This window comes from Abditibacteriota bacterium, from assembly GCA_017552965.1.
Taxonomy (GTDB): Bacteria; Armatimonadota; UBA5829; order UBA5829; family UBA5829; genus RGIG7931.
Genome location: JAFZNQ010000074.1, coordinates 1 through 13782 on the forward strand (window position 1 = coordinate 1; position 13782 = coordinate 13782).

Consider the following 13782-nt stretch of genomic DNA (forward strand, 5'->3'; position numbering starts at 1 on the left):
GCCTGCCGAGGGCGTAAGCCTTACGGCCGGATGGCTTTGATGGCGCGGGTCATGGCCTCGATGTTCCCGAGGGGGGCGCTGCCGGGGATGTCGTGGCTGGAGAAGATGAGCCCGGTGGGGGCAAAGGCCTCATACACCCTGCGGACGTGCTCTTCTATCTCCGCCGGGGTGCCCATGGGCAGTATGCGGGTGTTGTCCATGCCGCCGTAGAGCATGAGCCTGCCCTCCGAGGCCTGCAAAAATTCCTCCGGCGGGTTGTAGCGGGGTTCCAGGGGATTGAGTCCGTCGGCTCCCAGCTCCAGGATGAGGGGCAGGGCCTCGATGACTCTGCCGTCCGTGTGGTAAAAGACCTTTTTCCCGGCCCGGTGGGCTATGTCCACGGCCTCTGTCAGGTAGTCAAAGTGAAAGCGCCTGACCATCCGGGGCGAATACATCATGCCCGTATTCATGCAAAAGTCCTCTGCCAGATACAGGACGTCTATGTCCATGGCGCACACCCGCCGGATGATCTCCCGCATCACGGGCCAGGCCCGGGCGAGAAACCGGTCTATCACGCCGCCGGAGAGGGCCATGGCCTCCATGAGGTCCTGCGGGAGCAGCAGGGAGTTCAGCAGTCCCAGGGGCACAGTCACCAGGGTAAAGATGGCCTTGTCCGGATATTTCCGCCGCTTGGCCTCTATGTCCGCGTAGATGGCGGGGTCGGCGGGGTCGCACAGCTCCAGGTCCCGGGTCTCTTCGATGGAGTCTATCCTGCCCCGGGTCATCCAGGCTGTCTTGCCGTCAAACACGTATTCCGCCCTGCGGCCGGGGCACAGGTCCGCCGTACCAAAGGCTTCGATCACGTCGGCGCCGAAATAAGAGATGCGAAAGTCCTCTCCCAGCTCCCGGTCCAGCCGGGCCATGGCGTCCCGGTCCATCCAAAAATTGAAGGGCGGCCTGTCCGGCTTTTTGCCTTCCAGGACCGCCCGCACTCTATCTCTCGAGGTCATCGGAGTCCTCTTTTTTGGTGAGAAAGGCCACCAGCCTCTCCCGCCTCATCAGCTCCAGGGTGCCTGCCAGCCTCTCCCCCAGAGAGTAGCAGTACCAGAAGAGCAGTCCGCCGGCGCACACCGCCAGCTTCACTCCAAAGCCGCCCTTCAGGGAGGGCATGATCCCGCAGACGCCTATGACTATGAGTATGAGCACCATCACCTCCCGCCGCCGGGTCATGGCGACGGCCGCGTTTTTCGCCCGGGCAAAAAAGCCCGCCATGATCAGGGCAAATTCGGCCCTTCTCTGCTCCTCGGTCACCGGCTCCGCCGGGGCGGATATCTCTACTCCCGCCAGGTCGGTCCTGCACTTGAAGCAGCGCTTGGCATTGTCGGGGTTGGGGGCTGCGCACTGGGGGCATCTTTTCATAGGGACTGTGTTCCTCCCGCTGGTTTTCTGATTATTATTATAACACAATCGGAACTCTCAGGCAACAAACCGTGGTATAATGAATAAAGAACGATTTCAAGGAGGCTGCGAGTCATGGACGTGTTATCACAGAGCTTCGGGCGTCTGGCTCCCGTAGCTGTATTTGTATATTCGGTGGCGCTGCTGGCAGCGGGCATACTGGCCCGCAAAAAGAGCCGGTTCGTCAGCGCCGCCTGCTGCATAGTGAGCGTGATACTCATCCTGTCCTTTGGCATAGTGAGGCCCTTTTTGGTGGAGAGCTACTACATCAACACCGCTTCCATGGCCCCGGGCGTCCGGCCCGGCACGGTGGTGTTTTGCGACAAGCTCTACTACCGCTTTGCCCCCATCAAACGGCAGCAGACCGTGATGGTCAAGGTGCCGCGTTACGGCGAGCCCTACTTTGAGCCCGTCACCCTGAAGGGAAAGCTCAGGGAGTTTTTCCTGGGACTGGACACCAGAGACGTGTTTTTGAAAAGGGTCATTGCCCTTCCCGGCGAACAGCTGCAGATCCTGGGGCCCACCCTCTTTGTGGACGGCAAAAAGGCCGATCCCGACCGGGTGATGACCGGGCTGGGCTACCCTCAGCTTGTCCGCTACCGGGTGTCCGAAAATGGCATCTTCACAGACCCCGGCGCTTTCGTCATCTCCGCCGAGGGGCTCTCCTCGCTGCTGGGAAAAAAGGCTGAGATACGCCAGGGGATATACGTGGACGGCGCGCTGCTGTCCGAGCCCTACGCCCGGCTGGCCGGCGCCTACACCGACTATCCCGACACCCGGGTCGCCTGGTGGCGCATGATGCTCCCCCGGGATATTGCCGCCGCCGTCACCGAGACCGACGTGGGCACCGTCATCAACGTGCCCCCCGGCTATCTCTTTGTCCTGGGGGACAACCGGCAAAACTCCGAGGACTCCAGAGACTTTGGCTTTATCCGCCTGGAGGACGTGGTGGGCAGGCAGAAGGGCGGCGTGTTCCTGGGCACCGCCTTTGACAAAGGAGCAGAAACCGAGTGGTAGGATAGAGGTCTTGCGGCGGCGCGGGAGCGCCGCCGCAAGGCCCGTTATTGCAAAAGCCCCGGCAGACGCAGCGCGCCTGCCGGGGCTTCTCTTTCCTATTTCTTATAGTGTCTGGTGGGCTTTTTGGTCTTCAGTGAGGGGCTGGGCTTCGCGTCCGCGGGCTTGCCCCGGGGGGCGGCGGCCAGAGCGTAGGCCGAGTTGATGCCCTGGGCCCAGTTCTGGGCTATCTGCATGCAGGTGCCCGGGCCCGCGTCGGCGTCTCTCTTGCCCACGGTGGCTATGAAAATATTGCCGGCCCACAGCATCACCGAGCCGTCCTTTTGCTTTTGCAGGCGCATCATGGGGGCCTGCTCCAGGCTCATGACGTCGTTCATCCTTTCCTGTATGACCCGGGCTCTCTGTTCCCGGCTCAGGGTGGCGGAGCCGGCCTTCACCAAAAAGGCCTCGTAGCCGCCGCCCATGATGCGGCAGTCCGCGCTCCAGGCGCAGACGCACAGGCTGCACAGGAGCAGCAGCGCGAATATTTGCTTCATCATTTTCCTCCCTCTACGCAAAAAACGACAGTATAAAGTCGTTGTATTTCTTCGCCGTTTCTTCGGGCATGTTGCAGTGGCCCATGCCCTCCACGGGTATATAAACGGCCCTGCCGCCTCTTTCGTTGACCCGTCGGGCAAAGGTCTCCGAGTTGGGCCCGGCGGCTATCATGGGGTCTGCCAGGCCGTGGACCAGCAGTATGGGTATGTCCGGCAGCTCCTCCAGCCGGTGCATGGGCGAGTGGGCCTTCATGACCGCCTCCACGTCGGTCTCCTCCCCGCCGCCGTAGGCGCACACGAAGTAGCGGGGCAGGTCCGGCCGCGCGGAGTAGTGATACACCAGGTCGCAGGCGGGGCAATTGGCCGCGGCCGCCGCCGGCTTGTAGCGTCCCACAATGGGGTAGAGCAGGGCCGACAGGCCCCCCATGCTGCCGCCCTCGCACACCAGCAGGGGCTCCTCTCCCAGCCCAAAGCGGCTGCATATCACGCCTATGAGGGCGTCGCACAGGTTGACGGCGCTCCTGTTCAGCCAGGCCCAGGGGTCGTAGTAGGGGAATATCTGCACTATCCCCTTTTCGGCCAGCAGCTCCGCCCAGGGAGAGTCCGACAGGGTGCCGGGGTCCCCTCTGCCGTGGAGGGTGAGCAGGATGCCCCGGGCCCGGGTCACCAGATGGGCGTTGGTGTAGCAAAAACTTCTCATATTGTCGGCGCAGATGATCTGCTCGGGTATGGTCTTCATGCTCGTCTCCTTTCAGTACCAGCAGCCGTAGGGGTTGCCCGGGGTGTCCAGGCCGAAATGCTCGAATATAAAGCGGGTGTAGGCCACGGTCATCTCCTCCGTGGCGCCGCAGTGGCCTATGGGGCCCTCATACAGCTCCGCCCTCAGGCCCCTCTGCCTCAGGCCCTCCGCCAGCCGGGCCGTGTTGTCCGCCAGTCCCGGTATGGGGTCGTTGACCCCGGACAGGAAGAGATAGTCCGTCTTGGGGAGCCGCTTCAATACGGACAGGGGCAGCAATATGCCCTCCAGGGCCCCGGGCTCCAGCCCCGGATGCTGAAAGTCCACCCAGTCCATGGGCGCTGTGACCGGGCAGTTGGCCGCTATGCACACGGGCCTGATGCCCGAAAATATCCCAAAGGTCAGGGCGGCAAAGCCTCCCATGGAGCAGCCTCCGAAGGCCATGGGCACCGTGTCCGGGATATGGTGCTCCCGGCGTATCACGTCTATGCAGCGCCTCACCTGTCTGGCGACAGAGGCCTTCATCCAGCTGTTCTGGGTGCCGTAGGGGAATATCTCTACCACCCCCGCCTCGGCAAAGGCCCGGGCGGAGGGGGAGTCCTCGTCTCTGGTGCCCTCATAGCCCGCCCCGTGAAAATTCACGTAGATGCCCCGCACGGGCCGGCGGACTATATGGGCGTTGGTATATACGTAGTCCCTGATGTTGGCGTAGGTGACGCTGTCCGGGTCAAAGGGCTTCCTGTCACACCAGGCCCCGGCGGCGGGCAGCAGCAAAAGCAGCAGCAAGCACAGTCTGATCACTATAGTTTCTCCTTTTTCCGCCTCTATTATAGCACATCGGCCGGGATATTTGCGGATTTTGCCGGCCCTTTTGGAAGGCCTTTCCGTTTGTATATTTTCCCCTTTATCTGTTATAATAAATTATGTGTGACCAAGTTGCATAATAAGGCCTTTGGCCGTTTGTGAGGATATACAGTGCTTACCAAGGAAGATATAGCCGCCATAGCCCACCTTTCCAGGCTGGAAATGGGGGACGACGCGGAAAAGCTCACCGAGCAGATCAACAAGCTGCTGGACAACTTTCAGAGCCTGCAGGCCCTGGACACCGACAGCGTGAAGCCCACCAGCCACGCCGTGCCCATGTACAACGTGTTCAGGGAGGACGAGGTCCGTCCCTCTCTCAGCCCCGAGGAAGTGGTGCAGAACGGCTCCGACACCCAGGACCTGTGCTTTGTGGTCCCCAGGATAGTTGACACGGATTAGAGGCGCATATGAACAACGAATTCTATACTCTCACGGCTCACGAGATAGCCGGGTTCATCAGGTCGCGGCAGGCTTCCGCCGAGGAAATAGCGGAGAGCTTTGCCGGCCGCATCGCCGCCACAGAAGACAGGGTCAGGGCCTACATCTCCCTGACCTGCGACGCCATGCTGGAGCAGGCGAAGGCTGTGGACAGGGACCTGGCCGCGGGCAAAGAGCTGCCCCCCCTGGCCGGGGTGCCCTGCGCCGTCAAGGACAACATGTCCACCGCCGGCGTCCTCACCACCGCCGCCTCCAGGATACTGGCGGACTACGTGCCTGTGTACAACGCCACCGCCGTCCAAAAGCTCTTTGACGGCCGGGTGCTCATGACGGGCAAGGCCAATCTGGACGAGTTTGCCATGGGCTCCTCCTGTGAAAACAGCGCCTTTTTCCCCACCCGCAACCCCTGGGACCTGTCCCGGGTCCCCGGCGGCTCCAGCGGCGGCAGCGCCGCCGCCGTGGCGGCGGATGAGTGCGCCTTTGCCCTGGGCTCCGACACCGGCGGCTCCATACGCCAGCCCGCTTCCTTCTGCGGCATAGTGGGCCTGAAGCCCACCTACGGCAGAGTGTCCCGCTACGGCCTCCTGGCCTTTGCCTCTTCCCTGGACCAGATAGGCCCCATGACCAAGGACGTCACCGACGCTGCCCTGGTCCTCAACGCCATCTGCGGCCGGGACGTGATGGACACCACCTCCCTGCCCGCCCCTGTGCCCGACTTCACCGCGGCCCTCACCGGAGACGTGCGGGGCATGAAGATAGCCGTGCCCGGGGAATTCATGGGCAAGGGCATAGCCGAAGAGACACGCCGGGCCGTCAGCGAAGCCATGGAACGCTTCCGGGCTCTGGGAGCCACCGTGGACATGGTGTCCATGCCCAACGTGGAATACGGCCTGCCCGTCTATTACATCATCGCTCCCGCCGAGTGTTCCTCCAACCTGGCCCGCTACGACGGAGTGAAATACGGGCACAGGTCCGACAAGTCCGTGGACACCTTCAGCATGTACAAAAAATCCCGCACCGAGGGCTTCGGCCCCGAGGTGAAGCAGAGGATCATGATAGGCACCTACGCCCTGTCCGCAGGCTACTACGACGCCTACTATCTCAAGGCCCAGAAGGTGCGCACCCTGGTCAAGGAGGACTTTGACCGGGTCTTCGCCGATTATGACGTCATCATATCGCCCACCTCTCCCGACACCGCCTTCGGCATAGGGGAGCAGACGGACGATCCCTACACCATGAAGCTGGCGGACATCTGCACCATCCCCGCCAACCTGGCGGGCATCCCCGCCATGAGCCTGCCCTGCGGCTTTGACAGCCGCCAGCTGCCCATAGGCCTGCAGATCATGGCTCCCGCTCTGGGAGAAGAGACCATGCTGAAGGCTGCCTACGCCTTCGAGCAGACCACGGATTTCCGGAAAAAGCCGGCGTTATAGGGGGGAACGAATATGAAATACAATGCTGTGATAGGAATGGAGGTCCACGTGGAGCTGGCCACCCGTTCCAAGATGTTCTGCGGCTGCAAGGTGGATTTCGGCGGAGAGCCCAACACCCGGTGCTGCCCCGTGTGCACGGGCATGCCCGGCTCCCTGCCTTCCGTCAACAGGAGGGCCGTGGAGTTCATGCTGAAGGCCGCCCTGGCCCTGAACTGCAAGATCAACTACGAGAATTATTTTCACCGGAAAAATTATTACTATCCCGACCTGCCCAAGAACTTCCAGACCACCCAGTATGACAGCCCCATAGGCTACAACGGGTATCTGGAGATCAATTCCGGCGGCCGCATCAAGAAGATAGCCATTCTCAGGGTGCACATGGAGGAGGACACGGGCAAGCTGCTCCACATAGAGGGCGGCAAGTCCCTGGTGGACTACAACCGCTCCGGCACTCCCCTTATGGAGATAGTCACCCAGGTCCCGGCCCCCGAGGGCTATGACATCATCGAAAACGCCGAGGAAGCCCGGGAATACGTGCAGAGGCTCCGGCAGCTGCTGGTCTATCTGAAGATCTCCGACTGCCGCATGGAGGAGGGCTCCATGCGCTGCGAGCCCAATATATCCGTGAGGCCCGAGGGCTCCGACAAGCTGGGCACCAAGACAGAGCTGAAGAACCTCAATTCCTTCCGGGTGGTGCATCTGGCCACCGACTACGAGATCAAGCGCCAGATAGCCTGTCTGGAGGAAGGGGAAAAGATAGTGCAGGAGACCCGCCGCTGGGACGACGCCCGGGACGAGACCACCATCATGCGCACCAAGGAATCCGCCCAGGAATACCGCTATTTCCCCGAGCCGGATCTGGTGCCCATCAGGCTTTCACACGAATACGTGGAGGAGGTCCGGGCTCAGATACCCGAGCTGCCCATCCCCAAGCGGGACCGCTTCGTGAAGGACTACTCCCTGCCCCTCACCGACGCCGAGGTGCTGGTGGACGACCCGGACCTGGCGGACTTCTTTGACCGCACGGCCCGTCTGGCCGCCAACCCCAAGGCTGCCGCCAACTGGATCCTGACCGAGCTGCTGAAGCTGGTGAACGAGTCCGGCAGGCCTCTGGCGGAATGCGGCATCCGGCCCGAGGACGTGAACAAGGTGCTGGAGCTCATGGACTCCGGCAAGATCAACCGCAACGCCGCCAAGCAGGTCTTCGGCGAGATGTTCGCCACCGGCAAGGCTGCCGAGGCCATCATCAAAGAGAAGGGCCTGGAGCAGGTGTCCGACACCTCCAGCATAGAGGAATGCGTGGACAGGATACTGGCCGCCAACCCTAAGGAGGTGGACCGGTTCAGAGCCGGCGAGACCAAGCTCATGGGCTTCTTCACCGGCCAGGTCATGAGAGAGATGAAGGGCAAGGCCAACCCCGCCGTGGTGGGGAAGATACTGAAGGAAAAGCTGGGCTGACACGGGCGGCCTCAGGGAAGCTGATGACAGGCGCTCACCCGGCGCCTTTGAGAGGATAACAATGATCATTGCCATAGGTTTGTTTCTGCTTTGCGCCGCCGGCGCCGCTTTTGCCGGCAGCTGCGTCACCCCCAACGACCCGGAGATCAAGGCCTCCTCGGACAGCGCGGCCATACAGGCCGCGGTGGACCTGGCGGCGGAAAAGGGCCTGGGACAGGTGGTGGTGCCCCGGACCAACGCCCGCACCGGCAAGAATGTCTGGGACATCGAAAAATGCATACTGCTCCCGTCGGACATGACGGTCATACTGGACGGCTGCCGGCTGCGGATGGCCGACGGGGTCTTTGACAACATGTTCCGCAACAGCCTGACCTACACCCCCGAGGGCAACACCCCGGAGGGGACCCAGAGGAACATACGCCTCATCGGAAAAAACGGAGCCGTGCTGGACGGAGGGCTGCCCAACGGCCTCAACGAGTTTACCAGCGAGAAAAACGGCCTGCCCAGCAAATTTGCCAATCTGCTGATATTTCTCCACAACGTGGAGGACTTTGAGGTGTCCGGCCTGGAGTGCCGGGACCAGCGCTGGTACGTGTTCCTCGCCTTTTTCTGCCGCAACGGAGTCATCCGGGATATGCATCTCAGGCTCACCCGCCACGCCCTGGACACTCACGAGACCTGGCGCAACCAGGACGGCATAGACATCAGCATGGGCTGCAGCAACATACTCATACAGAACATAGAAGGGGAGACCGGCGACGACTTCATAGCCATCTGCTCCATGTCCACCCGCGAGGAGGCGAAGCAGTGGTACGTGGAGGGCAGCGAGCTGGACGTCCACGACATCACCGTCAGGGACATACGGGGCATCACCAGCATGTGCGCCCTGATCCGCCTGCTGTGCCACAAGGGCTGCAAGGTGTACAACATCAGCATGAGCAACATCTTCGAGATCAGCCGCCCCGGCAAGGAGGCCCAGTCCCAGATGTGCTTCAGGATAGGCGACGACCTGCCCGACTATTTCCGCTTCAGTCCGGAAATGAGATGCAAGCCCGGTGACATGCATGACATCTCCATAGACAACGTGTTCACCCGGGCCCGCACCGCCATCAATCTGTGCGGCTGCGTGAAGAACCTCCATGCCCGGGGCATACACGTGCACAGCGACGGCGGCCCCGCCCTGTGGTGCGGCTTCAACGCCGTCAGCGACGTCTTTATCTACCACCCCTCCAGACAGGCGGAATACGACGCCATACGGGGGCCCTATCCCGTGCCCGATTCTCCCAGAGCCACTCTGGAAAACATACGGGTGGAGGACGTGTATTACACTGCCGACGGCAAGCACGCCCCGGCGGTCCTCTGCATGTCGGACTCGGATATGAAGAACGTCATCGTGGAAAACGTGAACTGCGATGCGGATATACCCCTCGCATGGTATAAGGACGGCGAAAAGGACCGCTTTGAGATCAAACGATAACAGGACCCGGAAGATATGAACGAAGAGCTGAAGGGCCTCTCACCCGAAGAAGTAGAGGCTTCCCGCCAAAAATACGGCACCAACAGGATAGAGACCGCTCCCTCCAAGACCTTTTTGCAGGCAGTGTGGGAGACCATCAAGGGCGACGCCATGATAGACATACTGCTGGTGGCGTTCATACTGGAGACGGTGTTTGCCTTCCTCAGGCTGGTGGAATTCTACGAGCCCATAGGCATTTTTGTGGCCGTGGTGTTGGCGGTGCTGCTGGGCACCCTGTCCGAATACAGCGCCGAAAACCAGTTCCGCCGGCTCCAGAACCGGGCCTCCAAGATAGAAGTCAAGGTGCTCCGGGGCGGCGAGCTGCAGGAGATATCCGTGGACGACATAGTCCGGGGGGATATGGTGGTGCTGCAGTCCGGAGACAAGGTGCCCGCCGACGGCTATCTGGCCGACGGCTGCCTCTCCGCGGACCTGGCGGCCCTGAACGGGGAAAACGAGCCCTGCGAAAAGAGGACCTTTGAGGGCAGCATCAACTGGGAGCGCAGCTGGGACAGCAACGAATACGACGTGGAGGGCAGCGTGCTCCTGAACCCCTACAAGCTGCACCGGGGCTCGGTGGTGTGCGACGGCGCCGGGGTCATGGTGGTCCACAGGATCGCCCGGGAGACCCTGATGGGCTCCACCGCGGACGCCCTGGCGGGAGAGGAAAAGAGCCCTCTCAACGTAAAGCTGGAAAAGCTGGCCGGCTTCATAGCCAAATACGGCTACGTGCTGGCCATAGCCATAGCCCTCATATACATGGCGGCCACCATATTTGATTTTTGTCAGGACACGGAGCTGCCCGTGTCCTCCTACTTCTCCGCGGTGAACGGCGGCCACGTGGTGGCGGACCTGGTCAAGGCCTGCATCCTGGCCGTGACCATAGTGGTGGTGGCCGTGCCCGAGGGACTGCCTCTCATGACCATGCTGGTCCTGTCCCTCAACATGAAAAAGCTCCTCTCCTCCAACGTGCTGGTGCGGAAGCTGGCCGGCATCGAGACCGCCGGCTCCCTGAACGTGCTCTACTCCGACAAGACGGGCACCATCACCAGAGGGCGGCTGGAGGTCATCAGCTTCTTCGACGGGCAGGGCAGGGACTACATGCTGTTTGAGGACATACCCCACAGCCTGCGGGACCTGCTGACCCTCAGCATCAACTCCAACACCTCCTCCCAGGTCTCCGAGGACGGAGAGGGAGAGGTGAAGGTCATAGGCGGCAATCTCACCGAGAAGGCCCTGGCCCTGTGGGCCTGGCGGCAAAAGGTGGATTTTCCCGTGGAAAAGAAGGCCGCCATCCTCTTCAACTCCTCCTACAAGTTTTCGGCCCAGGAGGTCACCATAGCCGACGGCAGGGACCTGGTGCTCCTGAAGGGGGCCCCCGAGGTGCTGTCCTCCTGCCCCTGGTATTTTGACGGAGACGCCAACCGGCAGCCCCTCACACAGGAGATGCAGCGGGAGCTGAAGAGAAAGATAGACAATCTGGCCTCCCGCCAGGTGCGGGTCATCGCCGTGGCCATCTGCCCCGACAAGCCCGCCGCCCTGACCTGCGAGGACATTCTCCGGGAGGATCTGGCGCTGCTGGGCTACGTGGCCATCAGAGACGAGATCCGTCCCGCCGCCATCACCGCCGTGAAGGAGCTCACCGACGCGGGGGTGCAGGTGGTCATGATCACCGGCGACCGCCGGGAGACCGCCCAGGCCATAGCCTCCGAATGCGGCATACTCACCGGCGGCGAGGACGTGGTGCTGACCTCCAACGAGCTGAACGCCATGTCCGACGACGAGGTGAAGGCAGTCATACCCCGCCTGCGGGTGGTGGCCCGGGCCCTGCCTCAGGACAAATACAGGCTCATGGTCCTCACCCAGCAGCTGGGGCTGGTGGCCGCCATGACCGGCGACGGAGTCAACGACGCCCCGGCCCTCACCAGAGCCGACGTGGGCTTTGGCGTGGGCAGCGGCACGGAGACGGCCAAGGAGGCCTCGGATATAGTCATCCTGGATGACAACATCCTCTCCATAGCCAAGGCCGTGCTGTACGGCAGGACCATATTCAACTCCATCAGGCGCTTTATAGTGTTTCAGCTGACGGTAAACGTGTCCGCGGTGCTCATCAATCTCATCTGTCCCATCCTGACGCCCTTTGTCAGCGAGAGCATGGAAAAGATCATTTCCTCGCCTCTCACCGTGACCCAGATGCTGTGGGTGAACCTGGTCATGGACACCCTGGCCGCCATAGCCTTTGGCACCGAGCCGGCTCTCCGGCGCTACATGAAGCGCAAGCCCGTGCCCCGCAACGAGAACATCATCACCCGGAAGATGGGCGCCTCCATCCTGTTCGGAGGCCTCTATCTCACCCTGGTCAGCATGGTGTTTCTGGGGACCGGCTTTGCCCGGAGGCTCATCTTCGGCTCCGCCGGAGCCACCGGCGACCAGCTGCTCACGGCCTACTTTACCTTTTATATCTTTACCATACTGTTCAACATGTTCAACGCCAGGACCGAAGGCATGAAGATATTCAGCCATATAGGCGAAAACGTCAGCTTTATCTGCGTGTTCCTGGGCATATGCGTCATACAGCTGTGTATGACCTATTGGGGCGGACACATATTCCGCTGCTTCGGCCTCAGCTTTTCCCAGCTGGCCGTGACCCTTTGCCTCTCGGCCCTCATCATCCCGGCTGACCTGCTGCGGAAGTGGCTGACGGGCAACAGAGACTGACACCAAGGAGATACATCATGAAAAAACTTGCTGCGGCGGTCTGCCTGCTGATACTGGCGGCGGCTGCCTGGGGACAGGCCTCCGGCCGCGCGGCCCTGGGCTACGTGTACAGCATAGGAGTCACCCGCACCACTCTGTCCAACGGCGTGGTGGTGGGAGGGGGCGAATACGTGATCTGCCCCACCATCGCGGTGTATGAGAATTATGACGCGGACCACGGCTGCGTCAACGACAGGCCCGTGTTTTTGTCCGCGTTCACAGGCAAGGCCTACGAATGCAAGACCGTGTTTGCCGACAAGGAGACCATGCTGGCCCTGCTGAAGCTGCCCGAAAAGCTGCCCTGCAATATGCAGATAGGCAGCAGCAAGGACATAGGCCGCATAGGCATAGCCACCGTGGGCGAAATGTACCACATGAGGACCCTCAGGAGCCGCTATTCCGCCACGGTCACCGGCATCGACCGGGTCAAAAAGGGCGACGAATTCTTCCCCGAATTCGTCAGCTTCAAGACCTCCTACGGCTCGCTGGTGGAGGTGGGCAGCGTGAAGAGCATATTCCTGACCAACCTGTCCCGCAGCGACAACGCCCCTCTGGGCAGCATGGTCACCTCCGGCAAGGCTTTGGTGGGCGTCTTCAACAGCATCTACGCCATCTCCGACCTCTACAAGGAGATGAACCACGGCCGGGTCATACTCAGCATGTACGCCCTCAAGGAGACGGAGGCGAGAGGCATGGACTTTGACAACGCCGCCACCGCCGGAGACGACGAGCAGACCAGGCTGGAGGAATTTGAGCTCTTTGACATAGTGTTCAACATGCTGGAGACCGGCTCCTACGGCAGCGCCCTGGAGATACTGGATATCATCACCAAAAAGGCGCCCGACAGCTATATGGCCTGGCAACTGAAGGGCAGATGCCTCTACGAGACCGGCAGCGACGCCGACGCCAAGGCCGCCTTTGAAAAGGCGGTGGAGCTGCAGCCCGACGACGTGCTGAGCCGCATCAGGCTGGCCCAGCTGCTCACAGACGAAAAAGAAAGGACCTCCGCCCTGGAGGCCCTGGCCCGCAAATACAGCGACGACGTGCGCTGCTGGAACGCCCTCTTTGACGAATACTACTTCGCCGGCGACGAAAAAAAGGCCGCCGAAGCCGCCCGCAACGCCTTCAAGCTGTCCTCGGACAACCCGGTGGTGCTCCTCAACAGCCTCAAGTCGGTGGCCCTCTCCGGCCGCAAAAAGGAAGCGGCCGCCGTGGGAGAAGCCCTGCTGCAGTATATGCCCGATATGGTCCCCCTGCTGGACGCCATGTCCAACATATATCTGGACCTGGGAGAGTATGACAAGGCCATCGACGCAGTCAGCAGGATGCTGGACATGGACCCCGACAACTATCTCATCTATTCCTACTACGGCGAGATACTCCTGGCCAAGGGAGAAAAGGAAGACGCCCGGGCCTACTTTACCACTGCCAAAGAAAAGCTGCCCAAGGGCGTGGACGGAGCCTTTCTCGACCGCTGGCTGGAGCAGTGCCAATAGGCCCGGCCGGCCCCCCGCCGATGGCTTATTTTCAGAGTGACGCAGTTTTCCCCCTGCGAGGTCTATGGCCCCGCAGGGGGAAAACCTTGTCATCCCG

Annotated in this window: 12 protein-coding genes; 7 read left to right on the forward strand and 5 right to left on the reverse strand. The window is 61.5% G+C overall.

Annotation, left to right across the window (positions count from 1 at the left end):
- Positions 1 to 20: 20 nt before the first annotated feature.
- On the reverse strand, positions 21 to 989 hold the full coding sequence (locus tag IK083_06400; protein MBR4749182.1) for a hypothetical protein: 969 nt from the start codon (positions 987 to 989) through the stop codon (positions 21 to 23).
- Positions 973 to 1398, reverse strand: a complete 426-nt coding sequence (locus IK083_06405) for a zinc-ribbon domain-containing protein (GenBank protein MBR4749183.1) — start codon at positions 1396 to 1398, stop codon at positions 973 to 975. Before IK083_06405 ends, IK083_06400 begins: the two co-directional genes overlap by 17 nt.
- 114 nt (positions 1399 to 1512) lie before the next feature.
- On the opposite strand from IK083_06405, the gene lepB reads away from it, so the two are divergent.
- Positions 1513 to 2454, forward strand: a complete 942-nt coding sequence (gene lepB, locus IK083_06410) for a signal peptidase I (protein ID MBR4749184.1) — start codon at positions 1513 to 1515, stop codon at positions 2452 to 2454.
- A 95-nt stretch (positions 2455 to 2549) separates the two neighbouring features.
- Here the strand turns inward: lepB and IK083_06415 are convergent, their stop codons facing one another.
- The 3 genes from IK083_06415 to IK083_06425 are packed head-to-tail and all read right to left on the reverse strand — an operon-like array spanning position 2550 to position 4524.
- Positions 2550 to 2987, reverse strand: coding sequence for a hypothetical protein (locus tag IK083_06415; protein MBR4749185.1), 438 nt, complete (start codon positions 2985 to 2987; stop codon positions 2550 to 2552).
- Between the two features lie 13 nt (positions 2988 to 3000).
- The gene (locus tag IK083_06420) at positions 3001 to 3726 is read right to left on the reverse strand and encodes a prolyl oligopeptidase family serine peptidase (protein ID MBR4749186.1); all 726 of its coding nucleotides are present in this window, start codon (positions 3724 to 3726) and stop codon (positions 3001 to 3003) included.
- A 12-nt stretch (positions 3727 to 3738) separates the two neighbouring features.
- A complete protein-coding gene (locus IK083_06425) occupies positions 3739 to 4524 on the reverse strand; it encodes a hypothetical protein (protein ID MBR4749187.1) in 786 nt (261 codons plus the stop codon).
- A gap of 174 nt (positions 4525 to 4698) precedes the next feature.
- Here IK083_06425 and gatC point away from each other — a divergent pair, with 174 nt between their 5' ends.
- The 6 genes from gatC to IK083_06455 all read left to right on the forward strand — a co-directional run bounded on the left by gatC (position 4699) and on the right by IK083_06455 (position 13685).
- Positions 4699 to 4986 carry an Asp-tRNA(Asn)/Glu-tRNA(Gln) amidotransferase subunit GatC gene (gatC, locus tag IK083_06430; GenBank protein MBR4749188.1) on the forward strand — a complete coding sequence of 96 codons (288 nt, stop codon included), beginning with the start codon at positions 4699 to 4701 and terminating at the stop codon, positions 4984 to 4986.
- An 8-nt stretch (positions 4987 to 4994) separates the two neighbouring features.
- Positions 4995 to 6458 carry an Asp-tRNA(Asn)/Glu-tRNA(Gln) amidotransferase subunit GatA gene (gene gatA, locus IK083_06435; protein ID MBR4749189.1) on the forward strand — a complete coding sequence of 488 codons (1464 nt, stop codon included), beginning with the start codon at positions 4995 to 4997 and terminating at the stop codon, positions 6456 to 6458.
- A gap of 12 nt (positions 6459 to 6470) precedes the next feature.
- Positions 6471 to 7916 (forward strand): Asp-tRNA(Asn)/Glu-tRNA(Gln) amidotransferase subunit GatB, encoded by a 1446-nt coding sequence (gene gatB, locus IK083_06440; protein ID MBR4749190.1) that lies wholly within the window; start codon positions 6471 to 6473, stop codon positions 7914 to 7916.
- Positions 7917 to 7977: 61 nt separating this feature from the next.
- Positions 7978 to 9393 carry a hypothetical protein gene (locus IK083_06445; protein ID MBR4749191.1) on the forward strand — a complete coding sequence of 472 codons (1416 nt, stop codon included), beginning with the start codon at positions 7978 to 7980 and terminating at the stop codon, positions 9391 to 9393.
- Between the two features lie 15 nt (positions 9394 to 9408).
- A complete protein-coding gene (locus tag IK083_06450) occupies positions 9409 to 12150 on the forward strand; it encodes a cation-translocating P-type ATPase (GenBank protein MBR4749192.1) in 2742 nt (913 codons plus the stop codon).
- A gap of 17 nt (positions 12151 to 12167) precedes the next feature.
- Positions 12168 to 13685 (forward strand): tetratricopeptide repeat protein, encoded by a 1518-nt coding sequence (locus IK083_06455; GenBank protein ID MBR4749193.1) that lies wholly within the window; start codon positions 12168 to 12170, stop codon positions 13683 to 13685.
- Positions 13686 to 13782: the final 97 nt, after the last annotated feature.